A 23,097-nucleotide genomic window follows, 5' to 3' on the forward strand; every position below is an offset into this window, starting at 1 on the left:
TTTAAGCTTAAAAGGAGGATTTAAATGCAAATTTTAAAAAAAGCTTTCGGTGAATACGCGACGAACTGCTACATTCTAAAGGGCGAGCAGGGCGATCTAGTGATCGATCCGGGCGAGGGCAGTTTTGATTGGGTGATGCAAAATACGGGAAAGATCGCCGCGGTTTTGAATACGCACGGGCATTTCGATCATGTTTATGACGATGCGAAGCTGCAAAGGGCGGGCGCTAAAATTTATATCCACGAAAGCGACGCTTTTATGCTGCGGGCGGATCCTTTTGAGACGATGCCGGAGCTCATAGAAGCGGACGTACTCGTAAAAGGGCAGGAGCAAAGCTTTGAAATAGCGGGCTTTAACGTTAAATTTAGCCTTTTTGCAGGACATACGCCGGGCAGCTGTATGATCGAAGCAGGCGGCGCAATCTTTAGCGGCGACGTAATATTCAAAGGCTCTATCGGCAGGTGGGATTTTCCGTTTTCGGATGCGGTACAGATGAGAGAGTCTTTGCATAAAATTTTGCAGATAAAGGGCGATTTTACGCTCCATCCTGGGCACGGAGCAAATACTAGCCTAGCGACCGAGAGGCAAAATTTAAAATATTTTCTGCAACTTTTTGAGCGCTGATCGTTTAAATTTAATTGCGCTTCGTCGCACAATAAGCGGTAAAACGGTGTGAAGCGGGTCGGCGTTAAATTTTATACCGCTTTGCTCGTAGGCGCCAAAATTGATGCCGCTTTACTCGCATTGCAGGCGCCGAAATTTACAGATTTATTTGCCGCCGCGAGCGTTGAATTCTGCGCTAAGTTCGCACCACGCGCGCATTGGCGAAGATGCGTAGATAAACTTCGAAGTGCAAATCCGCGAGCGAAATACTGATTTCAGCAAGGTGAGCTTTAACGAAAATGAGCGTCTGCGTCTGGGCGTCGAGGAATTTTTAAAGCCCTCGGCGCAAAGTGGGATCGTGAAGCAAAAATCAGACGAGATCGCAGGCGGCATAAAATTTTTAAAATTTACCGCCGCTTGATTAAATTTAGTAAAATTTCGCGCCGCTGCGCATGCAAGACGCAAAGCGTAGCGCAAAAGCAAAATTTAAAATTTGCGCCGCCGCGCGTGTAAAACGTAACGCATGAAGCGAAATTTAAAATTTTGCGCCGCACTGATCCTGGTCGCTACAATTCGATCAATCCGACTTGAGCCCGCTAAATTTAGTCAAATTTCACGCTCTGCCGAACGTAAAATTTTCCCCCGCGAGCCGATAAATTCGATAAAATTTTGCGAAAATTTTACGCGTTTTAAAGGCGCAGATCATGCCCGAAGCTCATTTCATATCGGTGCGCGAGTGCACGAAAAATGTTTCAAAGGCGCAGATTACGCCCTAAGCCGCACGTAGATACGCCGCGGGGCGGGATAGCCCTCGATCGTGCGCGAGCCGTCGAGCGGGTCAAGGAAATTCTCCAGGCTCTGCCCGTCGATCCACTCCGTTTTGCGCTGTTCGCTAGCATCCGTGGGCTTTTGAGCCAAAATTTCAAAATCTCTAAATTTCGCTCGCTCGCACCAATTCTGAAGCGCGCCGACGGTCGGGACGAAGTAGATATTTGAAATTTTTGAGTAGCTGTTTTTCGGGCACAGCGCGAAATCGCCCGCTCCTTCGATATACATCGTGTCTAAAAACACCTCGCCGCCCGTATTTAGCGAGGCTCGCAGATCTTTTAGCATCTTTACGGGGTCGCTACGATGGTAGATGACGCCGAGGCAGAAGATCGTATCGAATTTGTGCTCGTAAAAGGGCAGATGCTCCACGCCCAAAAGCTCGAATTTCGCGCCGCTGCGGAGGAATTTCTCGATGAAGCGAAACTGCATATAAAATAGCGCGCTCGGATCAAACCCCACTAGCCGCGCAGGCGCTAGCTCGCTTGCGCGAAACATGTAGTAGCCGTTGTTACAGCCCACGTCGGCGACGGTTTTGTCGCTCAGATTTAAAAACGGTCGCAGCAGGTTAAATTTCACGAAGCTTTGCCATTCGGCGTCGATAAAAAGATCGTTCAGCGCAAAAGGCCCCTTGCGCCACGGCTTTAGCGCTCGCGCGATACGCAAAATTTCATCTCTTTGCTCCGCGCTTGCGTTAAAACTCGCCCGCACAACGTCGCCGCACTCGCAGTCGCACTTGTCTATTTGCAGCGCCTCGATCGCGCTTAAAATTTCGCGGTTTTGCCCGCTTTGCAGCTTTTTAAAGTTTTCGTCTCTGATTTTTTGCAGATCCATTTTAATCCTAAAATTTCAAAATTTAGCGCCATTTTAACATAAAATTTTATCCATTTTAAGGCGCAAAGAGATAAAATCGACTTGCAATTTAAGCAAAGGAGCAAAAATGCAAGAAGCAAAAACGAGAAAATTTAGTCTCAGGTTTAATCACGAAATTTCAAGTAGCGGCGCAGAGGTACGGCTTTGGTTGCCGTTAGTGTTGCAAGAGCCGTATCAGAGGTTGCTTGGCGAATATCATGCCCGCTCAAATGCACAAGAGTCGGCTATCTGCGGAGATCATATAAGCACGTACTACGCGTGCTTCGCACCCGATAAAGAGGCAAGAGCGGGCGTCGGCAAATACGGCGAGCAAGGTGTCGTAGGCGAAGATGACGATTATTTTGAGCTTAGCTTCGATATTGAAATTTCGGAGCGAAACACCGATTTTAGCAAGGTAAGTTTTAATGAAAACGAGCGCTTGAGCCCTGAGATCGAGGAGTTTTTAAAGCCATCAAAGCTAATTCCAGTAGAAGGCGCTGCGAAACAAAAATCAGACGAGATCACCGGCTCGCTTAAAGGCGATCTGGAAAAGGCGCGCGCGATTTATGAGTGGGTCGCAAAAAATATGAGCCGCGATAATAGCGTGATCGCATGCGGCAGCGGCGATGCAGCGGCGATTTTAAGCAGCGGCAAGCTAAGCGGCAAATGCGCCGATATTAATAGCGTGTTCGTTGCGCTCTGCAGGGCAGCTGGCATTCCTGCGCGCGCTATTTACGGCATCCGCACGGGCGCGGCGCAGAAATTTTCGCCTGAAATGGGCGTCATGGGCGCTCTAAGCGGCGGTGCGCTTGAAATTTCCGGCGCGCAGCATTGCAGAGCGGAATTTTATCTAAAAGGCCACGGCTGGATCCCGGTTGATCCCGCGGACGTTACAAAGGTGCGATTGGGCGAGAACTTAAGCGAGGATGATTCCAAGCTGGCGCGGGTGCGCGAGTATCTTTTCGGTAACTGGGAGCCGTGCTGGCTGGGCTTTAACTACGCTCGCGAAATCGTGCTAAATCCGCGCCCGGCGCACGTTCCGATCGAAATTTTTTCGCATCCGTATTGCGAAGTGGGCGGCACGCCGAAAGATCCGTACTCGCCTAAAAATTTTATCTACGAGTATTTTTCGCGAGAAATTTAATCCTCTGGTGGCTTGCATTTTACCGCCGCATTTTGCTTAAGCTAAGCTACCGCGCTTCGTCGAAGCTTAACCGTTTCATCGAAGCGCACGCTTGGCTTTGCGACAGCGGCGCTTTTGCGTGGTTTTGCCTACGCCGCCGTATACCGCCTGCGCGCCTAGTTTGCGGGCTATCATACCCGCTTTGGCGAAATTTCGCGCTATGTCTTTGGGCGAAATTTTGAAATTTTAAATATGGATAGAATTTTAAAATTTACGGCTTGCGGAATTTTAAATTTAGCGATTTCAAAGCCGCAAAAGGCTAAAATCAGCGCGTAAATTAGGGCTAAGGCTTGGCCATTTTATTTTGAAGGCATTTCATGCAAAGACGCGATTTTTTAAGAAACACTGCGATTTTAGGCGCCGTTATGGCAACTCCGAGTACCATTTTGGGCGGGGAAAAAGTCATTGGCAAAAAGAGAACTTTCGGGCTATCGCTAAATCACGAAATTTTGGAAGAGGGCAAGCAGACGCGGCTTTGGATACCGCTTCCTCTTATCACGAAATATCAAAAGGTAAGCGACGTAAAATTTGACGGCAATTTCAACGATCCGTCCGTGGACTATGGCGAAATTCCGACGCTCTATGCCGGCTACGTCGGTGTGGCAAAGCCCACGCTAAATATTAAATTTAGCGTCGAGACCTTTGAGCGAAATACCGACTTTAGCAAGGTAAAATTTAATCCGAACGAAAAGCTTAACCCCGAGGTAGCGAAGTTTTTAGAGCCTAGTGCGCAGATTCAAATCGACGGCGTCGTTAAGCAAAAATCAGACGAGATCGCAGGCGGCATCAAGGGCGATCTGGAAAAGGCGCGCGCGATTTATACGTGGGTGGCAAACACTATGCAGCGCGATAACAGCGTGCTAGGCTGCGGGCTAGGGGACGTGAAGCAAATTTTAAGCAGCGGCAAGTTAAGTGGCAAATGCACCGACATAAATAGCGTTTTCGTCGCACTTTGCCGCGCGCAGGGCATCGCCGCAAGAGAGATGTTCGGCATCCGCGTCGGTGCGTCGAGATTTAGCGCTCAAATGGGCGCCGCGCCTAAAGACGGCGTCAGCCATATCTCGGGCGCGCAGCACTGCAGGGCGGAATTTTATCTAAAAGGCCACGGCTGGATCCCGGTCGATCCTGCGGACGTTACAAAGGTGCGATTGGGCGAGAAGCTAAGCAATGACGACAGCAAGCTCGCTAAAATCCGCGAGTATTTATTCGGCAACTGGGAGATGTGCTGGATCGGCTTTAACTACGGCAGAGACTTCACGCTAAGCCCACGCCCAGCGCAGTTTCCGATCAATAATTTCGGCTATCCTTACGGCGAAGTGGACGGCAACACGCTAAATTACTATTCGCCGAAAGATTTCAGCTACGATTACAGATCGAAAGAGTTGTAGCGGTTCGCGTTTTGCTATGCGGCACGTCGAACTACTTGAGCTTTTTGAGTAGGTATACAAGAAAGGCTTCCCGCTAGACGACTTTGGGCGGATGTGTAAAAGCGCGCCTAATCTACGTGCTGCCGCGTCTGCATTGGAAAAAAATTCTGCGCTTTATTTGGCGTGGAATTTTAAAATTTTTTAGAATTTTGTGAGCGGCGAAATTTTAAAATTCCAAGATGAATAAAATTTTGAAATTTTTCGGCGCGCAAAATTCTGGAATTTACGGCTTGCAGAATTTAAAATTTCGCCTCTTTGCGCGAAATTTTGCGGCGGATTTGCGAGTAAATTTCGCGTGCTGGACTAGCGGCGGCACGGCAATACCTATACTGAAAGGTAAAATTTGAAAACCGAACTAGAAAATCCCGCGCAAGAAACCCCAGCGCAAAAGCGAGAATATCCTGGCAAAAATCGCTTCAGCACGCGCAGTCTGTGGCTGATATTCGCCGCGATTTTTAGCGCGGTTGCGGCGACGTTTTGCTGCCTGCCCGCGCTTTTATTTTTGATTTTCGGCGCGAGCTTTTCCATTTTTTCAGGCGCGGAGGCGCTGGAAGGTTACCGCGCGCCACTCTCTGTGCTAGCGCTTTTTTGCTTCGCGCTCTCGGCGTTTTTCTTTTTCAAAAAGCCGCGCGCATGCTCGCTGCAAAGCAGGCGCAAAAAATGGATTCTGATCTACGCGCTTTTAGGAGCCTTGCTTGCCTTTATGCTTACATATCCCGAAATTTTAGGAGGGCTTTATGCGTAAAATTTTGTTTTTGATGCTTGGATTTACGGCGCTTTTTGCCGACAAAGAGGTTAAAATTTACGTGGAAAAAATCCACTGCCCGCTCTGCACTACGATCGTGCGAAAGGCGCTTTTGCAAACGCCAGGCGTGATAAGCGCGAAGGTTTCGCAGCAGAGCAAAACCGCGACCGTCGCGGCAAAGGATGATGCAAACGAGACCGCGATGCTTGAGGCGATCGCTAAAACGGGCTATGAAGGCGTAATCGTAAAATAAAAATCCCCGGCAAAATTCTGACTAAATTTTAAATAAAATTCTTGCTAAATTTCGGTAAAATTCATGCGACTTTGCATAAAATTTCATTTTGCGCGGCTTGCCTGCAGCGTAAGCTAGCGCGATTGAAATTCTGCGCGTATTTTGCGGAAGCGCTATGTCGGCGCGGTCGCGTTTAAATTTAGCAGAATTTCGCAAGCGCTTAAGCGAGTGCGGTTGCTTTTAAATTCAACGGGCGTGTCGCAATAACGCGCGAATATAATAAATTCAAAAGGAGCAAACATGCAAAAAAACGAGGTTATGAATGATTTTAAAAAGCTGTGCGAGATACCTCACTGTAGCTGCGAAACGGAGCAGATGAGGGGGTTTTTAGCGGATTTTGCGCGCTCCCAGGGCTTTAGCGTAAACGTCGATGAGGCGGGTAACATCCACGCCGTAAAGGGCGAGCCTAAAATCTGTCTGCAAAGCCACTACGACATGGTTTGCGTGGGCGCAGCGCCGAATTTGCAGCTCATCGAAGAAAACGGCATCCTAAGGGCGAAAAACTCGAGCTTGGGCGCTGACGACGGTATCGGCGTGGCGATGATGATGGGCGCGATGCGGGAGTTTGCGAACTTAGAGTGCCTATTTACCAACGACGAAGAGGTCGGGCTCGTGGGCGCAAACGCATTTAAGGGTAAAATTCTATCGCCTAATCTGCTAAATTTAGACAGCGAAGAGGACGACCGCGTGACGCTGGGCTGCGCCGGAGGCATAAACGTAAGCGCAAAAATCAGCGCGCAGACTGTCAAAAAGAGCGGTAAAATTTACGAGATCGGCGTCACCGGGCTTAGCGGTGGGCACTCGGGTAACGAAATACACAAAAATATCCCAAATGCGACGAAGCTGCTAGCGAAATTTCTCGCCGAGGAGGGCTGTGAGCTAATCAGTCTGGATTTTGGTGAGAGGAGCAACTCGATCCCCGCAAACGCCGTGTGCAAGGCGCTCTGTACGCATGAACCAAAGCAGCGCGGCCTCGCGTGGGTAAAGAGCCTGGGCGAGGGCGAAGCGGACGTGCTGGTAAATAGCGGCAAAATTTTGGCGCTCATCAACTCTTTTGCCCAGGGCGTGCGCAGCTACGATACCGAGCTTAATATGGTAAATGAAAGCATAAATCTCTCGACCGTTAAGCAAAAAGAGGGCGTGATCGAGTTTGACTTTTTTGGACGCGCGATGAAGCGCGAAGGGCTCGAAAATCTAGGCTTTGAGACCGCTACGCTGGCTGGCGCGCTTGGTTTTGAGGTCAGAGTAGCCGACCGCTCGGCGAACTGGGCGCCGTGCATCAGCGACTTCGCGCATCTAGTACTTGAGGAACTGCAAAAACAAAAGCCGCAGGCTAAATTTGCCGCCGTGCACGCAGGCCTTGAGTGCGGCGTACTGGTCGCAAAACAGCCCGAGCTGCAAGCCTGCTCCATAGGCCCAAATATCCACTCGCCTCACTCCGTAAACGAGCACTGTGAGATAGCGTCGGTGGAGATGATAGCGGAAGTCGTAAGAAGCATCATTGCTAGACTACAATAAATTTAGCGGCTTGTCTTTTTTCTTTATACGTCGTTGGAAACTCGGTCGGCTTCGGTCACGTATTGCGTATACGCTTCCTCGCCTCCGTCGTTTCCGCCTAGTCTAAAGAAAAAATACTTCGCCATTAAAATTTAACGGCGACTCCTCTTTTGAGCGTCTTTATAGAAATTACGCTTGCGGCGTCGCTACGCTGATTTTGAAATAAATTTTGAAAATTTTAATCTAAGATAGGCTTTATGCCTAGCCTTAATTAAAATTTTCTGCACGACTTTCAAAACGACCTCACGATACTTTGTCTTAGCTTCTTGCATTACAAATTTGATTTTAAAATTTGCAGCGATTTTTATAAAATACAGATCATAATAAACACAGCTACCAAGAATCAAAATTCTAAAATTCCGTCAAATTTAAGCCCGTAAATTTAAGCTCGCATCTGCAGGCCAAAATTTTACGGAAAATTCTTATCCTTGCTGCTGCACAGCTCGTTTAAAAAGCACTCCTTGCAGTTCGGCTTTATCGCTTTACAAGTGTAGCGGCCGAAAAGCACCATGCCTTGATGCAGCTTGCCAAGATCCGTCTTAAAAGCCTCGCTTAGATCGCGCTCCGTAAGCTCGGGCGTCTTTGCACGGCTCAGCCCCAGGCGATGCGCGACGCGAAAGACGTGCGTATCCACCGCCATCACGTTTGCGCCCGCGCCCTCTAAAAGCACGACGTGAGCGGTCTTTTGCCCCACGCCCGCAAGAGATTTTAGCCCCGCTTCATCAAGCGGCACGACGCCGTCAAAGTCGCGAACCACCGCTTGCGCCATTTTGATTAAATTTACCGCTTTGTTGTTGTAGAAATTGCACGAGCTAATTAGCAGCTTTACGCTTGCCAGATTGGCTTTTGCAAGCTCTGCAACGCTAGGAAATTCCGCAAAAAAGCGCGGCGTGATCAAATTTACCCGCTTGTCGGTACACTGCGCGCTAAGCATCACACAGACCAAAAGCTGATAGTTATCTTTAAATTTCAGCTCGCTGCGCTCTTCTGCGAAGTTTTGCAAAATCCTCTTTTTTATCTCTAAAATATCTTTTTTACTTCTCATTTGCATTTCCTCAAGGTGGAATTCTACCCTAAAATTCTAAAGTACAGTTTGATTGTTAACAACTTTGAGTTATAATCGTCATTAAAATTTTTTTAAGGAATTATGATGAAAAAAGTTTTATTTACAGCACTTAGTTTGGCTGCCGCTATCAGCCTTAACGCTACCGTTTACGCTACCGTAAATGGCAAAGACGTAACCGAAAAAGAGCTTGCTCCGCTACTTCAAGGCATAGGCAATGTAGATATTGCCGCTCTTAATGCAGAGCAAAAAAAGGAGCTTATCGATAAAGGCATCGATCTGATGCTGCTAACGGATGAAGCTAAAAAATCTGGCGTTATGGACGAAGACGTTTATAAAAAAGAGCTTGAAATCGTAAAAGATAACTTAGCACTTCGCGTATGGCAGGCTAAAGAAGCCAGCAAAATAAATATCGACGATAAAGAAATAGCCGATTTTTATAACAAAAACAAAGCGCGCTTTACCGAGCCTGCGAGAATCAAAGCGGCTCAGATCGTAGTTAAAACCGAAGCTGAGGCAAACGATATTATTAAGCAGTTAAAAGGGCTTAGCGACAGTGCGCTATTTACTAAATTTGCAGAGCTTGCCAAAGCTAAATCTATCGATCCGCAGGCCAAACAAACTAGCGGCGAGCTAGGCTGGATGCCTAGTGATCAGGTCAAGCCTTTTGCCGATGCGATCTCTAAGATAAAAGATGGTCAAATCACTACTAAAGCGATTAGAAGCAGAGTCGGATATCACGTCGTGTTAAAAGAGGAGTCTCAAGCTAAAAAGCAGTTAAGTCAAAGCGAGGCAAAGCCTTTTATTGAGCGCGTGCTTAGACAGCAAAAAGCGGCAAAAGTAGTCGAGCAAAAAGCGGCAGATCTTCACAAAAACGCTAAAATCGAGTATAAATAATATAGGAGCTAAAAATGGGCGTTTTAGATATAGTAAAACCGGGCGTTTTAAGCGGCGATGACGTAAGTAAGGTCTATGCGTATGCGAAGCAGCAGGGCTTTGCGATCCCTGCGGTAAACGTAGTGGGATCAAATTCCATAAACGCCGTCTTGGAAAGCGCTAAAATCGCAAATTCGCCCGTAATAATTCAGTTTAGCAACGGCGGCGCAGCGTTTTATGCGGGTGCTGCTTGCCCTAATGCCGCAGTTTTGGGCGCTATCGCAGGCGCGCATCAAGTGCATGCTCTGGCGGCTCATTACGGCGTTGCGGTGATTTTACATACCGATCATGCTGCAAGAAAGCTGCTTCCGTGGATCGACGAGCTTATCAAAGCTAATACCACTCATAAAAAAGCTCACGGCGTGCCGCTTTTTAGCTCGCACATGCTCGATCTTAGCGAGGATGATTTGGAGCTAAATTTAGCGACCTGCGAGAAGTATTTGGAAATTTTAAGCGATCTTGGAATTTCGCTTGAGATCGAGCTTGGCGTCACAGGCGGCGAAGAGGATGGCGTCGATAATACCGGTGTCGATAACACGCGGCTTTACACCCAGCCCGCAGATGTCGCACTCGCCTATGAGCGACTTGGCAAAATCAGTGATAGATTCAGCATTGCAGCGAGCTTCGGTAACGTCCACGGCGTGTATAAGCCGGGCAACGTCGTGCTGAGACCTGAAATTTTGAAAAATTCGCAAAAATTCGTGCGCGAGAAATTTAACCTACAATCTGAAAAGCCCGTAAATTTCGTCTTTCATGGCGGCAGCGGCAGCGAGACCTCTGACATCAAAGCGGCCGTTAGCTACGGCGTCGTTAAGATGAATATCGACACTGACACGCAGTGGGCGTTTTGGGACGGCGTGCGCGCTTATGAGGCCAAAAATCGCGGCTATTTGCAAGCTCAAATCGGCAATCCGGAAGGTGAGGATAAACCGAATAAAAAATTCTACGATCCTCGCAAATGGCTGAGAGCAGGCGAGCAGAGTATGGTGGCGCGCTTGCAGGTCGCATTTGACAATCTAAATTGCCTAAATAGGAACTAATATGGATCGCCCAAATAACGAAGTGCTCGATATTACGCTACCTGAGGCGAAGGAGCGCTCGCTAGCGGGCGTTTTTTTTAAGATCGCAGCTCTGCCGATCGCGGTTTTTGTGGTGTTTTTGCTGGGCTATTTGGGGCTTATCGGGCTGAAGGTAGAGACGCACTCGATCCTGATGCTTGCGGTTTTGCTCATTATTGCACTAATTTTAGCTCGTCATAATGCAGAATATGGTTGCTTAAATTTTCAAAATAATATCGATGATTTCAAGCGCGAGCTAAAGAATTACATCGTCGCCAATCTTCTAAGCATTGGTGGTAAGAAAAAATCAGATGCTAGCTTTGATCTTTTTGTGGACGAATACGGCTACTCGCTGCGTAATCAAAACTACGCTTCCGTCGCATCGGCAGTCTTTCCGATGCTTGGAATTTTAGGAACTTTCATCTCGATTGCGATTTCGATGCCGCACTTTTCCTCAAACAACATCGATGGGCTCGAAACCGAGATCGCGCAGCTTCTAGGCGGCGTAGGTACGGCGTTTTACGTCTCGATCTATGGAATTTTTTTAGCGCTTTGGTGGATATATTTTGAGAAAAAGGGCATTAGCAAATATGAGCGACTGCTCATCAAATACAAAAATTCCACTAAAAATTTTTTCTGGAACAAAGACGAAATAACACAGGGCTATCTGAGTGAAATTTTAAACGCTAATTCTGAAATTTCGCGCTCGTTTGCAATGATGAGCTCTACGAATTTTACCGAAAGACTAAACCGCCTAATTGATGAAAAAATCGGCGCTTTTGAAAGCGTGATGGAAGCCGAGAAGCGAAGTATGGCGATTACACAAGAAGAGCTTGAAAAAGCAGGAGAGATGATCCAAAGGACAAATCTCGCTCACGGTGAGCTAGATAAGAGCTTCGCTCAAATTTTATCTGCGCTTAAGTCCGTGTCTGCAAGCCTAATCGAAATTCAAAATGGAATTTCCGCGCAGTATCTAAGCCAGTCTAAGGCTTTAACGGACGGGCAAGGCGAGCTGGCTAACGTTACGAGTGCATTAAGCGCTCAAATCAAGAGCCTAAATGCCTCCTTAGGCGGGTTTGCGGGCGAAATTTCAAGTTCGCAGAATGCTTACGCTGCTAAAATTGACGCTAGCTTTAAGGGGCTAAGCGCGGATTTGAAGGCACTTTTAGCTGGAGAGGACACTGCGCGGACGAGCAACGAAAGCATCATCGAAGAGCTTCGAAAAACGCTTGCGAGCATCGATGAAAAAGCACTTTTAGATGAAAACGAATAACGAAGAAAAAGAGACCTTTTGGATCGCGTATGCCGATTTGATGGCGGGGCTGCTTTTTGTTTTCGTGCTTTTAGTAGGCGGCATCATCGTCAAATACTTCCTCACGCAAAGCAACCTGCAGGAGAAAGAAAGCCAAATTTCAAGCGCGCTAGCAAGCCTTCAAAGCCAGGAGAAAAAAAGCGCCGAGCTTGAGGCGCTGAATAAAATTTTTAGCGACCAGCTCGAGAAGCTAAACATCGAAAACACCGACCTTCGCAAGCAAAATTCCATCTATTTCATACAGATCGAAGATCTAACCGAGATGGCGGAAAAGCTGAAAAAAGAAAATTTAGACATCAACTCGCTTCTGCAAAAAGCGCGCGAGGACGCCAACGCTACGATCAGCCAAAACGAACTTAAAATCGCCTTTTTGCTTGATCAGCTCACGAAGAAGGAGAGCGATTTTAATAAAATTTTACAAGACCTCAACGTCACGAAAAACCGCATCCGTAACCTAACCGGAATGAAGGTTAAGATCATCGCCGATCTGAAGGAGAAGCTGGGCGGCAAGATCCGCATCGATAACGAAAGCGGCGCGATGACGCTAAGCTCGTCGATCCTTTTCGACAAGGGCTCAAGCGAGCTGAAAGAGGGCGCCAAAGAGACGCTCCGCTCGACGCTACAGAGCTATTTCGCTGCGCTTTTGAATAACGACGAAATTCGCGAAAATTTAGATCAGATCATCATCGAAGGGCACACGGACAGCGACGGCGGGTATTTGTACAACCTTGAGCTCTCGCAAAATAGGGCGTTTGCCGTGATGGATTTCATCAACTCGTGGAATAAAGATGAGCGGCTGCAAAAATATCTCATCGCCAGCGGTCGCAGCTACACGCAGCCCGTGATGCGCAGAGGCGTCGAGGACAAGGACGCCAGCCGCCGCATCGAGATAAAATTTACCCTTTCAAACAAAGAGGCGATGGATGAGATCAGGAAATTTTTGCAGTTCGACGCGAACGCTACGAATTAGCGGCTCGCCTTTAACGGCTCGCTCGAAATTTTAGCCCGCAAAGGGGAGGCTTAAAATTTTAAAATTCTTAAAGAATTAACGGCTCATCTGAAATTTTAACGGCGGCGAAACGCATCCTTTTATTTTGGCGCAAATATCGTAAATAGCGCGCGCTAAATTTTACGCAGCGCCTACGCAGCGCCTACGCAGCATCTGCCGCGGCAAAAAGAGTTTAAATTTAGACTCGCGCATTTTGACGCGCTTTTAGTACCGCCGCGCGGATAATATAGTCTAAATTTATACTTTTAATTTAAGCCACAAATTTAAGCGAACTTCGCGAGCGGCTTCAAATTTAAATGAATTAAAATCCTTGCTCGTTTAATTTTTTATAGGTGTAGCAACTACGCTTGATCCCTAGATTGCAGGCTTTACCATAGTATTTTTTCGCCATACTCTTATCTTTTTTTACCCCTTTGCCAGATTCATATAAATATCCAAGATTATTGCACCCTTCGGCAATTTCTAAATCACAAGCCTTGGAAAATAATTTATTTGCTATTCGGTAATCTTGTTTTACACCTTTACCAGATTCATATAGATGTCCGAGGCCATCACACCCTTCACCGGCTTCTAAATCACAAGCCTTAGAAAACAATTCGCTCGCTTTTTCGTAATCTTGCTTTGTGCCTGCGCCTGAATAATATAAAAATCCAAGATTATGACATCCTATACCATATTCTAAATCACAAGCTTTGGAATATAGTTCACTTGCTTTTTTATAGTCTTGGTTTACACCGTAGCCTGAATGATATAAAAATCCTAGATTGTAGCACCCTTCGGCAATTTCTAAATCACAAGCCTTGGAAAATAATTTATTTGCTATTTGGTAATCTTGTTTTACACCTTCTCCCTGTTCATATAAAGCTCCTAAGTTGACACACCCTAGTCCATCTCCAAGATTGCAAGCTTTAGAATACAGGTCTTTTGCTTTTTCAAAGTCTTGTTTTACACCTTTACCAGACTCATATAGAACCCCGAGACTATTGCAACCTTCACCGACATCCAAATCGCAAGCCTTAGAATATAGTTCATTTGCTTTGTTATGGTTTTGCTCTATGACTTTCCCTTGCTCATATAAAACTCCTAGATCGCTACATCCTAGCCCGTTTCCCAAATCGCAAGCTTTGGAATATAGTTCACTTGCTTTCTTGTAGTCCTGTTTTGCACTTTCGCTGGAACTATACAAAACTCCTAGACTATAGCATCCTGTGCTATGCCCTAAATCGCAAGCTCTAGAATATAAATTTATTGCTTTTTCAAAGTCTTGTTCTATGCCTTCGCCTGAGGCATACCAAAACCCTAGAGCATAGCATCCTATGCTATATCCTAAATCACAAGTCCTAGAAAACAATTCATTTGCTTTCTTATAGTCCTGCTTTGTATGATTACCCAAATAGTATGAAGCTCCAAGATTGTAACATCCTTCGGCAACTTCTAAATCGCAAGCTTTAGAATAGAATTGATCCGCTTTTTGGTAGCTTTGTTTTACGCCTTCCCCTTTTTCATATAAAATTCCAAGATTATGGCAGCTTTCGCCATGTTTTAAATCGCAAGCTTTCAAATATAGCTCGCTTGCTTTTTTATAATCCTGTTTTGCGCCTTCGCCCGAGGCATATAAAAGCCCGAGATTGTAGCATCCGCGGCCTTCTTGCAAATCGCAAGCTTTGGAAAGCAGTTCGGTTGCTTTTTTGTAATCTTGCTTTACTCCTTTGCCTGAGTAGTATAAAACACCCAGATTGCCGCAAGCTATGCTATTTTTTAAGTCGCAGGCTTTAGAATATAGTTCAGTTGCTTTTTTATAATCTTGCTCCGCGCCCTTGCCGTATTCATATGACGCCCCTAAGGTGGTACAACCCCAGCCGTCGCCCAAATTACAGGCTTTGGAGTTTAGCTCCTTAGATTTTTCATAATCCTGCTTCACACCATCCCCTGAATAGTATGCCATGGCGAGATTTACGCATGCTAAGGTGTTGTTATTATCGCATTTGCTTCGCAACTTGCTTATACCGGGATCCTCTTGTTCCGTCGATGACAAAGCTGTGGCTTCTGCTAGCGATAAAACCGCCGTGGCGATCAGCGCCAAAAATATCTTTTTCATACATCGCTCCGTTTAAAATTTTGGCTATTTTATTTCATTTTCGCTTAATCTTTTGAAAATCGGTGAGCTGTAAATTTACGCAGTCGTAAGCTTAAAGGCAAAATTTAGCAAAAAGCGTTAAAATTCCAAGCAAAACAAGGAGCGAAAATGAAAATTTTAAGAAGCACGGACGCAAATTTCAAAGAGGAATTTGCGAGGTTGGTGCGCCGCGGCGAGACAGATATGAGATCGGTAACGCCCGTTGTTAGCGGCATCATCGAGGAGATCAGAGCGCGCGGCGATGAGGCGCTAGTTGAACAGATTGAGAAATTTGATAGATGGCGCGTACAGGGCGATTTGGCTATCACGCAAGAGCAGATGAGCCGTGCATATGAAGGCTTAACTGCAGAGCTAAAAAATGCGCTTCAGATCGCATACGAGCGCATCTACGCCTATCACGAAAAGCAGCTTGAGAGAAGCTGGTTTAGCTTCGATCCAAGCGGCGCGATGCTTGGGCAACAGATTACGCCGGTAGATCGCGCGGGGCTGTATATCCCGGGCGGTAAGGCGGCGTATCCGAGCTCGCTTCTTATGAATGCGATCCCAGCAATCGTCGCGGGCGTGGAGGATATCAGCGTCTGCACCCCTGCCGTGGGCGATGTCGTAAACGAGCTACTGCTTGCGGCGATGCATGTACTGGGGATCAAAAAAGCCTACAAGGTGGGCGGCGCCAGCGCGATCGCGGCGATGGCATACGGCACACGCACGATCGGTAAGGTCGACGTCATCACGGGCCCCGGGAATATCTTCGTCGCAACCGCTAAAAAGCTCGTATTCGGCGACGTAAATATCGATATGATCGCGGGCCCTAGCGAAGTGGGTATCATCGCAAACGCCGCGGCAAATCCGCGCAACATCGCCGTGGATCTACTCAGCCAAGCCGAGCACGACGAGATCGCGAGCAGCTTTTTGATAAGCGACGATGAAAAATTCGCTCTTGCCGTTGCAGAGCACATCGAGCGCGAGCTTCCTACGCTCGCGCGTGAGCCGATCGCCCGCGCCAGCGTGCAAAACAAAGGCGCGATCATCATCGCGCGCGATATGAACGAATGCGTGGAGCTGATGAACGAGCTTGCAGTCGAGCACCTCGAGATCGCGACCGAGAACGCCTACGAGCTGCTTCCGCGCATACGCCACGCAGGCGCGATATTTTTGGGTCACTACACGCCAGAAGCGATGGGCGATTACCTAGCAGGTCCCAACCATACGCTGCCGACCGGCGGAAGTGCGCGATTTTTCTCGCCTCTGGGGGTTTATAACTTCATCAAACGAAGCTCGATCATAGCGCTAAATAAGTGCGCCATAGACGAGCTAGGCGGCGCGTGCATGGCGCTAGCAGATGCCGAAGGGCTGGGCGCGCACAAAAAATCGGTGCAGATTAGATTTGAGGAGAAGTGATTTTGCAGCGGTAGCGAAATTGCGAAATGAAATTTTAAAAAAGCGGCTCAGGGCTTAAAATTTGCCCGCATGTAGCTTAAAGCGGTTCGCATGCAGCTTAAAAATTGCGAAGCGAAATTTTAAAAAGCACCGGCGGCAGTTGCGAAACCAAGAGCTTAAATTTTAAAATTTAAAGACAAGTTAAATTTTAAAAAACGTAAGCGTCGCGGCGAGAGTAAAATTTTAAAATTTCAAAAGCGCTATAAATTTAAAAAAACGGTCGTATTTGATTAAAATTTAAGGCAAATTTACTAAGCGAAATGATATACTTTCGCTGATTTTTTACAAGGAGAGAAAAATGAAAAAATCACTTTTAGTTTTGGCTAGTTTTGGCTTTGCGCTAAGTCTTAGCGCCGCAGATCTTTCAGATAGCTGCAAAGAGTATTTCGCAGATCTTGATAAGATGGTCGATACCTACAAACAAGCCGGTCAAGAGCAGCAGGTCAAGATGTATGAGGATCAAAAAAAGCAGTCTATGGATCAGATCAGCGCGCTTCCTAAGGAGCAGCAAGAGGCCACTTGCAAGCAAGCTAAAGAAATGTTTAAGCAGATGATGGATCAGATGAAACAACAAGGCGTTATGAAATAAATACCTTCGCGGGCACGATGATGCCTTCTTCAGTCGCGGCGATGCGATATCGTCGCGATTAATTCTTTTTAAACTCACACTTTTATTTTAAAAATTTTTAAATTTTAAAATTTGGATGTTTTATCCTCGTTGCTTTCAGGGCGCACTAAGAATTTCAGATTTTGATATTTAGCTTGTTGCAGGAAGTCAAAACCAATAAAGCGCTCGCCGTCGTTAAAATGCTCCGTAAGGCGATGCATCTTGGCATGGTGCCTGCAGCGCACTTAAGATTTACGAGCCGTTTTGGCGCGGCTCGAAACAGCGCCTCATCAATGTGACGAATTCAAGGCTCGGTTTAAGCGTTATTTTATCGCGATTTGAAATAGCCGTGGCTCATAGATAGAGCGAATTCACGTCTCAGTTTACGGCTCTGCCTATGAAATTTACGGCCAAAAACATCTCGCAAAATCGCCTCGGATTTTAATCCTTAGTAACGATCGCGCCGTTTTTTATTTCGTGCACGCAGGTATTTCCGTGCAGCTCCTTACCGGCATCTAAAGTATAGTAGTGCGTTGTTACTGTGCAGCGTAAATTGGCGTCGATAACAAACTCCTGCTTGGCGCGCATCGGCGGCTTGCTTTTACCGCAGTGCACGTAATCGGCGTAAATTTCGCGACAATCGCTTATGCGAAATGCGTCGTTTAAAAGGCACATAAAAACGTATTCGTGCCCGCGTTCGCTATCTTGAAAATCCATCAGATAAAGCCTTAGCAGAATTGTTTTAGCGCTCTTTTCGGGCAAACGACAAGCTCTTATGTCTTTGATCCTCTTCCGATACGCGCTTAGATTGTCGATTAAAAAATTCTTCTTTGCGAACGAAAACAGCTCATTTTTATCAAGTAAATTTTTATCGATAGCCGCTAAGGGCGAAATTTCTCCCGGATAGCGCATTGGCAGTTGCGCGATCGGTAGATCGTCGTAAATATATTTCATACTCTGATAAATCTCTAGCCGCGGCGCATCGTCTCCCTTAGCCGCGGCATTTTCCATGCCGCATAGCGCAAGTAGGCACAGCAAAGATATCCACACCTTCTTCATAGCATTCCCCCTTGTTTCGGTCGTGATCCCTTTTCTCCTAATCATACTGCAAATTTTAAAGCCTTAATATGAAGAAAAAGATCAAAAATCAAAGCGCCGCTTTTACAGCCATCCTTAGCCGTCTTTTTTTCTATTCTGCCCTTGCTTTTGGGCCAATTTAATCCGAGTCCTCTTGTTCTTGTGTGAAACGGACGATGCGCGGCTATTCGCCTTCCGTAGCCTTTTCGGTGAAGCTAACAATGTGCGGAGCTGCGATGCGCGCGTAATCCTGTGCGTTTAGGATGATCGAGTGATCGAGCAAGCCCGCGTTGAAAGCGATCTCTTCAAAGCGTCCGAACAGCGACGGATCGGCGATTAGCAGCAGCTTGTCGTGGAAGCTAAAGGGCGGCACCGAGCCGATGACGCAGTCCGTGAGATCGCCCACTTCATCGGGGCTTACGAGCGATGCTTTCGTGCCGCCGAGCCCCTGTGCCAGGCGCTTTAGATCTGTTTTGTGATCGGCTGCGAAGACCGCTAGGACGTAGATCCTGCCGTTTCTGCCCGCGGGTTTGTCGCTAGGAAGCTTCAGCTGCTGCGGCACGTTTGCGCAAATTTGATCGGCGGTTAAAGTTAAATTTCCCGCGCAGGCGCCATTTTCGCAGCCTTGAGCGCTCGCAACGCAGGAAGCGTTGGGGTTTTGCGCGTTATCCGCTAAATTTAAATTTTGCGCGAAAGAAATTTGCCCGTCCTTAAAGCCCTTGATCGTGCAAACCAGCGCCTTTGCGCCTTGACCTAGCTGCGTGCCGCGGATTTTGGCGACTTCGGCGGAGGTGCCCGCGCTTTCGTGAGCTACGAGGCGGAAGCACGCCCCCTGCTGCGTCAAAAGCTCTTTTAGGCTTTCAAAAATTCTCTCTGACATGCTCTCTCCTTGTTTTTGCGAAATTATACTAAAATTTTAACCAAACGACGCATCGGCGCCAAATTTTGCAGCCTTGTCGCCTTCACCGGCGCAATGCTGGCCGCCGCCGCGCGAGCTATGTATGTCGCGCATTTTACGGCTAAATTTTTAAAATTTAAAAAGCGGATAGGCTAGGGCTCGCTAAATTGCGATGTACAGATCAAGGGCGCTAAATTTTGGCGCACAGGCGAGAAAAGGAGGGCTGCTAAATTTTACGGACGCAATCTACGCAAAAGTGCGATGAAATTCTACCGCACGCAAAATTTGCGCACAGATGCAGCAAAATTTCGCGATTAAAATTTACGCAAAGGCGTAGCCTGGTTTTTAAAAATGGCGGTTAAATTTTCTGCGCGCAGTTCGGCTAGCTAGCTCGTTTGCGAACGGCTAGGCTTTTCTGCGGCGCGGACATCTATCGGCGGGTCTCAAAAGCGGACCGTATATCTCATTTGCAGGCGGCTAGGCTTTTCTGCGTGCACGCACCCGCGCGACGACCTGCCAGAGCCCCGCATCGCTTCGCAGCTCCTTCCGCCACGAAAACGACGCCTCGCTCATCTGTGAAAAGAGATAGCGCATCGCCCCCTCGCCGTTTTGCACGAGCACGATCTATTCCGCTTCCTTGTGCGCAGTTAGGCGAAGTGCCGTGCCGACACAGCCGTAAAAAATATCCCACGTCCCGTTTGCGGGCTCATAAATCCTTATCGTCGTGCCGTATTCGGCGTCCGCTTGCGGATTTGCGAGCCGTTGCGCGCGCGAGGGCACGATAAACACGTCCTGCACCGCGGATCCGTCCAAAACTCGCGCGAAGAGCCACTCGCCTCTGACTTCGCGCGGCGTGCCGCTCTGCAGACCGTCCGTCCACCATATATCCCAATCGCCGATGAGCGGTGCGAAAAAATCGTGCTCGCTCGGTATCTTTGCGCTCCGCGCGTCGCTGCACAGAGCCTTTGCAAATCCGCTTTTTTGCATTAACACTCCTGCAAAATCATTTCATCTTGCGGATTTTAGGCTCTTTGCTCTCTACGAGCTCGTAAATTTTAAGCTCGACCTTGACGTCTTTGGGCGCCAAAATTCTAATTTCGCCACCGTCGTAGGCGAATGGATGCGTGAGCTCGTAATAGATCCGCCTCTTTTGCTTCTTGCCGTCGCAGAGCATCAGCGTCTGAGCAAGCTCATCGCCGCCGCTAAACTCGTAATAAAGCCCGTCCGAGCCCTCTTTTTGCTCTATTTTGCCGCCGATCAGATACGCGTCGTTGCAATCGGCTTTGATCTCTTTCGAAAAGATCGCTTCGACTTTAAATTGCTGCGGCGGCATCTTTGACGGCGTTAGCTGAAAGACGTTTAGCTGCTTTTGCGCCTCGCCGCCGAATAAAAACAGCGGCAACAAAAAGAAAAATACGCTTTTTCTCATTTTTTGCTCCTTGAAAAGATATTTTTATTCAAAATTTTAGCGAAATTTTTACTCATTAGTCTGAAATTTTAATCGACTTCGTTTTTTCCTATAATACAGATGATGTTTTTTAGCGCCTCCGTCTCTGATTTTAACGCCTCGCTATCGGTTTTTTGCGCGGCACTCTTTTTGTTTGCTAAATTTTTGCTAGAGCTTTTCGGCGAGGGCTTTTCGCGCGAGTTTAAAGCCTTGACGGCGTTGCGCGATATTTCGCCCTGCGTCTGCACGGCGGAAATTTCGCCGCTAGCCTCGCCAGCCTTGCTCGCGTGGCGGCTTAGCACGCTTTTGACGCGTATCTTTTCGCCTGCGTAAAACGCCTCGCAAAGCCCTCTTTGCGCCTCATAGTCGGTTACTTTGACGCCGCCTTCTTGAAATTTATAAAATTTTACCCGTTTTGCTCCTCGTAGCTCCCGGGCTCCGCCCCATACGCCGGCCTCCGCGTCCAGATCCGCGAGCGAAAATGCGCCGTCTGCCGCCTTATACATATTGCCGAGCCTTATCGGTATGCGTTCGCCGCTCTTTTTGGTAAGCACGAAGCCGATCTTTTCGCCCTCTTTTGGGTGCGGGCGGAATTGCTTGGAGAAAAACGCCGTGAAAAACGCGACCTCCTTGACCTCGCCGTCGGTGTCTAGGTATCTCGTCCAGCCATCTTCGGGCACGTCGATCTCGGCGACGTCTCGTCCGTCTTTTGCGCCGCATTTTAAGCTCGCGCAGCCGCTAAGCGCTAATGCCGCAAGCGCGGCTAGAAATAGGTTTTTCATATCTTCCCTTCAAATAAATTTTGGCTCAGAGTAGGGCGCTCAGGCACGTAATCCGTAGGGCATTATTTTAGGCTTGCGGGATAGCCGCTAAATTTTTCGATCCAGCCGTCCTCGCCGTAGAGCTCGCCGCAAAGCCCGTCCGAGAGCTCGGCTAGATTTTCGCCCGCCTCGTCCACAAGCCGCCAGCGCTCGCTTTGCTCGAAAAAGCTTAGCGTCTCATGCAGGACGTGATCGGTAAGATGCGCGCAAAGCGTCCTTAGCGTCTCCCTCTGCTGCGGCGAAAAGTCCGCTATCGATGCATATAGTCGCTCGCATCGCGCTCCTTTCATCCGCCCGTTCATGACCCCGTCCAACCACGCCAGCGACCCGTCTCTGAGCTGCCGCACATACTCTCGCCCGAAACTCTGCAAAACATCCATTTTTCACTCCTTGCATTTAAATTTTAAAATTTTTGGTACCTCGCCTAAATTTAGATCGAAATTTACTCCCTAAGCTCGTTTAAGCTTTTTGCGTCCTAAATACGGCGCGCCGCATTCAACTTTTATAAAATTCTACTTAGCGAGCGCCGTTTTTTATCGTTTGCGCTGCTATTTTATCGCGCCGCAAAATTCGCGCTGCACCTCAAAGCCCAGCGTCGTTTAAATTTTAAAATCCGAAAGCTCGCGACCGAAATTTTAAAATTTAGGGCTTGATGAAATGCGTTTCGGCGCGACGGTATGCGCCGCTTGAAACTTTAAATTTTAAAAACTCGCACTTCGCCTCAAAGCCCGCTAGCGGGGCTAAATTTATCAAGCCGATGTCGCCCAGATACGTAGAAATCGCTGTCCGCTCGCCTCAAACGAGCACTCCTGCCAATCCCAGTCGTTCTCGCCGCCCATTGCGAAATTACGAGGCTCGTCTGATAGAGCCGCCGCGCTCAAAGCAGCCGCTATACGCTCTTTCATAAAATCATCGGGCTCGCAGGGCGTAAATTTTTCAAATTTTATCTCGTAAAGGGAAGCGAGCCCAAAGTCCGCGCGCACGAGCTTGCCGCACTGCTGCGCGAACTCCGCCGCGCTATGTTCGTGCTTTGGGGCGTAGTACCAAACCTCCAGCTCCTCGATGCTCTCGCCCTCAAATTTTATGGATTTTATCATTTCGTCTCCCATTTCGCTAGTCGCGGCGGTTTAAATTTCGTCGCTTAAAATTTCACTTGCTCCCATACGGCGCAGGTCTTACGCGCAAGATAAAACCTTCGCCATTCGGCGCAAGCGCGCTGCGCGGTCAAATTTTAAATTTATCCGCCGCGTTTTAAATTCAGACGCCGAAGTCCGCCCGCATCCCCTCTTTGCCCCTCGGCGTAAAATAGCAAACGACGTAGCAGAGCATTCGGTCTTTGCAATCGTATTTGGCTTCGAGGCCACGGGTAATGCTCGCAAATTCCTGCGGCGGCTTGTCCGCAAAGGCGCCTCGCAGCTCCTCTGCGGCGATATGTCTTGGACTAAGGAGCAGATACGCTGCGCCGCCGTCCCCGTCCTCGCTGATGGCGCGTAAAATTTCATCGCTTGCGCGAATGCCCCTTGCCGTCCCACTCTCGCAGGCTCAAAAAGGTCGTGCCGCCGTCAGCGTCCAAAGCCTTTTCTGTTGGAATTTGAGCGCGTAAGGTGCCTTCATTTAAGCTCTCCTCGCTCGCGACCTCGATAAAAACGTCCGTGCCGAGCAGATAGCTGGTCCGCTCAAACTCGCTTTCGTACTCCCAGCCGTCAAATTTAGCGGCAAATTCGCGCACCCTCTCGTCCGCTTCGCAGCCGAACATCATCGCGTCGCTATCTGAAATTTTAACGATATAAGGCTCGTTCATGAGGTTTTCC

Annotated in this window: 26 protein-coding genes; 14 read left to right on the forward strand and 12 right to left on the reverse strand. The window is 48.0% G+C overall.

All coding sequences use genetic code 11. The features are described from left to right. Positions 1-24: 24 nt before the first annotated feature. Together CGRAC_RS04685 and CGRAC_RS11845 are read left to right on the forward strand one after the other, a co-directional pair. The gene (locus tag CGRAC_RS04685; RefSeq protein ID WP_005871849.1) at positions 25-624 is read left to right on the forward strand and encodes an MBL fold metallo-hydrolase; all 600 of its coding nucleotides are present in this window, start codon (positions 25-27) and stop codon (positions 622-624) included. Between the two features lie 226 nt (positions 625-850). Further along, on the forward strand, positions 851-1,024 hold the full coding sequence (locus CGRAC_RS11845) for a hypothetical protein (protein WP_005871845.1): 174 nt from the start codon (positions 851-853) through the stop codon (positions 1,022-1,024). Between the two features lie 344 nt (positions 1,025-1,368). Here the strand turns inward: CGRAC_RS11845 and cmoB are convergent, their stop codons facing one another. Next, entirely contained in the window at positions 1,369-2,262 is an 894-nt protein-coding gene (gene cmoB, locus CGRAC_RS04695; protein WP_005871840.1) for a tRNA 5-methoxyuridine(34)/uridine 5-oxyacetic acid(34) synthase CmoB, read from the reverse strand. 106 nt (positions 2,263-2,368) lie between these two features. On the opposite strand from cmoB, the gene CGRAC_RS04700 reads away from it, so the two are divergent. The 6 genes from CGRAC_RS04700 (at position 2,369) to CGRAC_RS04720 (ending at position 7,445) form a co-directional block, all read left to right on the forward strand. Continuing rightward, a complete protein-coding gene (locus CGRAC_RS04700; protein ID WP_005871838.1) occupies positions 2,369-3,424 on the forward strand; it encodes a transglutaminase-like domain-containing protein in 1,056 nt (351 codons plus the stop codon). Positions 3,425-3,780: 356 nt separating this feature from the next. Beyond that, positions 3,781-4,851, forward strand: a complete 1,071-nt coding sequence (locus tag CGRAC_RS04705; RefSeq protein ID WP_005871835.1) for a transglutaminase-like domain-containing protein — start codon at positions 3,781-3,783, stop codon at positions 4,849-4,851. A gap of 218 nt (positions 4,852-5,069) precedes the next feature. Then, entirely contained in the window at positions 5,070-5,237 is a 168-nt protein-coding gene (locus CGRAC_RS12285; protein ID WP_005871834.1) for a hypothetical protein, read from the forward strand. Then, entirely contained in the window at positions 5,234-5,635 is a 402-nt protein-coding gene (locus CGRAC_RS04710) for a hypothetical protein (protein WP_005871833.1), read from the forward strand. The genes CGRAC_RS12285 and CGRAC_RS04710 overlap by 4 nt, the downstream gene beginning before the upstream one ends. After that, positions 5,628-5,888 carry a heavy-metal-associated domain-containing protein gene (locus CGRAC_RS04715; protein WP_005871832.1) on the forward strand — a complete coding sequence of 87 codons (261 nt, stop codon included), beginning with the start codon at positions 5,628-5,630 and terminating at the stop codon, positions 5,886-5,888. The genes CGRAC_RS04710 and CGRAC_RS04715 overlap by 8 nt, the downstream gene beginning before the upstream one ends. Before the next feature lie 279 nt (positions 5,889-6,167). Continuing rightward, positions 6,168-7,445 (forward strand): M20/M25/M40 family metallo-hydrolase, encoded by a 1,278-nt coding sequence (locus CGRAC_RS04720; protein ID WP_005871829.1) that lies wholly within the window; start codon positions 6,168-6,170, stop codon positions 7,443-7,445. A 448-nt stretch (positions 7,446-7,893) separates the two neighbouring features. Here the strand turns inward: CGRAC_RS04720 and CGRAC_RS04730 are convergent, their stop codons facing one another. Then, complete coding sequence (locus CGRAC_RS04730) at positions 7,894-8,529, reverse strand: endonuclease III domain-containing protein (RefSeq protein ID WP_005871825.1); 636 nt, start codon at positions 8,527-8,529, stop codon at positions 7,894-7,896. A gap of 105 nt (positions 8,530-8,634) precedes the next feature. Between CGRAC_RS04730 and CGRAC_RS04735 the strand changes: the two genes are divergently transcribed. The 4 genes from CGRAC_RS04735 to CGRAC_RS04750 are packed head-to-tail and all read left to right on the forward strand — an operon-like array spanning position 8,635 to position 12,823. Beyond that, positions 8,635-9,444, forward strand: a complete 810-nt coding sequence (locus CGRAC_RS04735) for a peptidylprolyl isomerase (RefSeq protein ID WP_005871823.1) — start codon at positions 8,635-8,637, stop codon at positions 9,442-9,444. Between the two features lie 14 nt (positions 9,445-9,458). Then, the gene (gene fbaA, locus CGRAC_RS04740; protein ID WP_050346317.1) at positions 9,459-10,523 is read left to right on the forward strand and encodes a class II fructose-bisphosphate aldolase; all 1,065 of its coding nucleotides are present in this window, start codon (positions 9,459-9,461) and stop codon (positions 10,521-10,523) included. A 1-nt stretch (position 10,524) separates the two neighbouring features. Continuing rightward, positions 10,525-11,814 (forward strand): MotA/TolQ/ExbB proton channel family protein, encoded by a 1,290-nt coding sequence (locus tag CGRAC_RS04745; protein ID WP_005871820.1) that lies wholly within the window; start codon positions 10,525-10,527, stop codon positions 11,812-11,814. Continuing rightward, positions 11,801-12,823 carry an OmpA family protein gene (locus CGRAC_RS04750; protein WP_005871819.1) on the forward strand — a complete coding sequence of 341 codons (1,023 nt, stop codon included), beginning with the start codon at positions 11,801-11,803 and terminating at the stop codon, positions 12,821-12,823. Before CGRAC_RS04745 ends, CGRAC_RS04750 begins: the two co-directional genes overlap by 14 nt. 340 nt (positions 12,824-13,163) lie before the next feature. On the opposite strand, the gene CGRAC_RS04755 is transcribed toward CGRAC_RS04750, so the two are convergent. Continuing rightward, positions 13,164-14,960, reverse strand: a complete 1,797-nt coding sequence (locus tag CGRAC_RS04755; protein ID WP_005871817.1) for an SEL1-like repeat protein — start codon at positions 14,958-14,960, stop codon at positions 13,164-13,166. A gap of 147 nt (positions 14,961-15,107) precedes the next feature. Here CGRAC_RS04755 and hisD point away from each other — a divergent pair, with 147 nt between their 5' ends. Continuing rightward, a complete protein-coding gene (gene hisD / locus CGRAC_RS04760) occupies positions 15,108-16,397 on the forward strand; it encodes a histidinol dehydrogenase (RefSeq protein ID WP_005871813.1) in 1,290 nt (429 codons plus the stop codon). Between the two features lie 337 nt (positions 16,398-16,734). Then, on the forward strand, positions 16,735-17,025 hold the full coding sequence (locus CGRAC_RS04765) for a DUF5339 domain-containing protein (protein ID WP_005871812.1): 291 nt from the start codon (positions 16,735-16,737) through the stop codon (positions 17,023-17,025). A 459-nt stretch (positions 17,026-17,484) separates the two neighbouring features. Here the strand turns inward: CGRAC_RS04765 and CGRAC_RS04770 are convergent, their stop codons facing one another. The 9 genes from CGRAC_RS04770 to CGRAC_RS04805 all read right to left on the reverse strand — a co-directional run bounded on the left by CGRAC_RS04770 (position 17,485) and on the right by CGRAC_RS04805 (position 23,087). After that, the gene (locus CGRAC_RS04770; RefSeq protein ID WP_005871809.1) at positions 17,485-18,102 is read right to left on the reverse strand and encodes a hypothetical protein; all 618 of its coding nucleotides are present in this window, start codon (positions 18,100-18,102) and stop codon (positions 17,485-17,487) included. A 202-nt stretch (positions 18,103-18,304) separates the two neighbouring features. Further along, positions 18,305-19,000, reverse strand: a complete 696-nt coding sequence (locus CGRAC_RS04775) for a YbaK/EbsC family protein (protein ID WP_005871808.1) — start codon at positions 18,998-19,000, stop codon at positions 18,305-18,307. Between the two features lie 495 nt (positions 19,001-19,495). Next, positions 19,496-19,639 (reverse strand): hypothetical protein, encoded by a 144-nt coding sequence (locus CGRAC_RS12290; protein ID WP_005871806.1) that lies wholly within the window; start codon positions 19,637-19,639, stop codon positions 19,496-19,498. Between the two features lie 3 nt (positions 19,640-19,642). Beyond that, positions 19,643-20,005, reverse strand: coding sequence for a hypothetical protein (locus CGRAC_RS04780; protein ID WP_005871805.1), 363 nt, complete (start codon positions 20,003-20,005; stop codon positions 19,643-19,645). 16 nt (positions 20,006-20,021) lie between these two features. After that, positions 20,022-20,447, reverse strand: coding sequence for an ecotin family protein (locus CGRAC_RS04785; RefSeq protein ID WP_005871804.1), 426 nt, complete (start codon positions 20,445-20,447; stop codon positions 20,022-20,024). Between the two features lie 68 nt (positions 20,448-20,515). Then, a complete protein-coding gene (locus CGRAC_RS04790; RefSeq protein WP_005871803.1) occupies positions 20,516-21,247 on the reverse strand; it encodes a hypothetical protein in 732 nt (243 codons plus the stop codon). A 62-nt stretch (positions 21,248-21,309) separates the two neighbouring features. Beyond that, the gene (locus CGRAC_RS04795) at positions 21,310-21,666 is read right to left on the reverse strand and encodes a hypothetical protein (protein WP_005871801.1); all 357 of its coding nucleotides are present in this window, start codon (positions 21,664-21,666) and stop codon (positions 21,310-21,312) included. 369 nt (positions 21,667-22,035) lie between these two features. Then, positions 22,036-22,383, reverse strand: coding sequence for a hypothetical protein (locus CGRAC_RS04800; RefSeq protein WP_040304058.1), 348 nt, complete (start codon positions 22,381-22,383; stop codon positions 22,036-22,038). Positions 22,384-22,784: 401 nt separating this feature from the next. Beyond that, the gene (locus CGRAC_RS04805; protein WP_005871795.1) at positions 22,785-23,087 is read right to left on the reverse strand and encodes a hypothetical protein; all 303 of its coding nucleotides are present in this window, start codon (positions 23,085-23,087) and stop codon (positions 22,785-22,787) included. Between the last annotated feature and the right edge of the window lie 10 nt (positions 23,088-23,097).

Source organism: Campylobacter gracilis (assembly GCF_001190745.1).
In the GTDB taxonomy this organism is placed as follows: domain Bacteria; phylum Campylobacterota; class Campylobacteria; order Campylobacterales; family Campylobacteraceae; genus Campylobacter_B; species Campylobacter_B gracilis.

Bases quoted from the DNA above. Each gene is read 5' to 3' on its own strand.
- CGRAC_RS04790 (WP_005871803.1), bottom strand. From the start codon at position 21,247: ATGAAAAACCTATTTCTAGCCGCGCTTGCGGCATTAGCGCTTAGCGGC.
- CGRAC_RS04795 (WP_005871801.1), bottom strand. From the start codon at position 21,666: ATGGATGTTTTGCAGAGTTTCGGGCGAGAGTATGTGCGGCAGCTCAGA.
- CGRAC_RS04755 (WP_005871817.1), bottom strand. From the start codon at position 14,960: ATGAAAAAGATATTTTTGGCGCTGATCGCCACGGCGGTTTTATCGCTA.
- CGRAC_RS04770 (WP_005871809.1), bottom strand. From the start codon at position 18,102: ATGAAGAAGGTGTGGATATCTTTGCTGTGCCTACTTGCGCTATGCGGC.
- CGRAC_RS04700 (WP_005871838.1), top strand. From the start codon at position 2,369: ATGCAAGAAGCAAAAACGAGAAAATTTAGTCTCAGGTTTAATCACGAA.
- CGRAC_RS04685 (WP_005871849.1), top strand. From the start codon at position 25: ATGCAAATTTTAAAAAAAGCTTTCGGTGAATACGCGACGAACTGCTAC.
- CGRAC_RS04805 (WP_005871795.1), bottom strand. From the start codon at position 23,087: ATGAACGAGCCTTATATCGTTAAAATTTCAGATAGCGACGCGATGATG.
- CGRAC_RS04765 (WP_005871812.1), top strand. From the start codon at position 16,735: ATGAAAAAATCACTTTTAGTTTTGGCTAGTTTTGGCTTTGCGCTAAGT.
- CGRAC_RS04750 (WP_005871819.1), top strand. From the start codon at position 11,801: ATGAAAACGAATAACGAAGAAAAAGAGACCTTTTGGATCGCGTATGCC.
- CGRAC_RS04800 (WP_040304058.1), bottom strand. From the start codon at position 22,383: ATGATAAAATCCATAAAATTTGAGGGCGAGAGCATCGAGGAGCTGGAG.
- CGRAC_RS04735 (WP_005871823.1), top strand. From the start codon at position 8,635: ATGAAAAAAGTTTTATTTACAGCACTTAGTTTGGCTGCCGCTATCAGC.
- fbaA (WP_050346317.1), top strand. From the start codon at position 9,459: ATGGGCGTTTTAGATATAGTAAAACCGGGCGTTTTAAGCGGCGATGAC.
- hisD (WP_005871813.1), top strand. From the start codon at position 15,108: ATGAAAATTTTAAGAAGCACGGACGCAAATTTCAAAGAGGAATTTGCG.
- CGRAC_RS04720 (WP_005871829.1), top strand. From the start codon at position 6,168: ATGCAAAAAAACGAGGTTATGAATGATTTTAAAAAGCTGTGCGAGATA.
- CGRAC_RS04745 (WP_005871820.1), top strand. From the start codon at position 10,525: ATGGATCGCCCAAATAACGAAGTGCTCGATATTACGCTACCTGAGGCG.
- CGRAC_RS12285 (WP_005871834.1), top strand. From the start codon at position 5,070: ATGAATAAAATTTTGAAATTTTTCGGCGCGCAAAATTCTGGAATTTAC.
- CGRAC_RS04730 (WP_005871825.1), bottom strand. From the start codon at position 8,529: ATGAGAAGTAAAAAAGATATTTTAGAGATAAAAAAGAGGATTTTGCAA.
- CGRAC_RS04775 (WP_005871808.1), bottom strand. From the start codon at position 19,000: ATGTCAGAGAGAATTTTTGAAAGCCTAAAAGAGCTTTTGACGCAGCAG.
- CGRAC_RS04780 (WP_005871805.1), bottom strand. From the start codon at position 20,005: ATGCAAAAAAGCGGATTTGCAAAGGCTCTGTGCAGCGACGCGCGGAGC.
- CGRAC_RS04785 (WP_005871804.1), bottom strand. From the start codon at position 20,447: ATGAGAAAAAGCGTATTTTTCTTTTTGTTGCCGCTGTTTTTATTCGGC.
- CGRAC_RS04715 (WP_005871832.1), top strand. From the start codon at position 5,628: ATGCGTAAAATTTTGTTTTTGATGCTTGGATTTACGGCGCTTTTTGCC.
- CGRAC_RS04705 (WP_005871835.1), top strand. From the start codon at position 3,781: ATGCAAAGACGCGATTTTTTAAGAAACACTGCGATTTTAGGCGCCGTT.
- cmoB (WP_005871840.1), bottom strand. From the start codon at position 2,262: ATGGATCTGCAAAAAATCAGAGACGAAAACTTTAAAAAGCTGCAAAGC.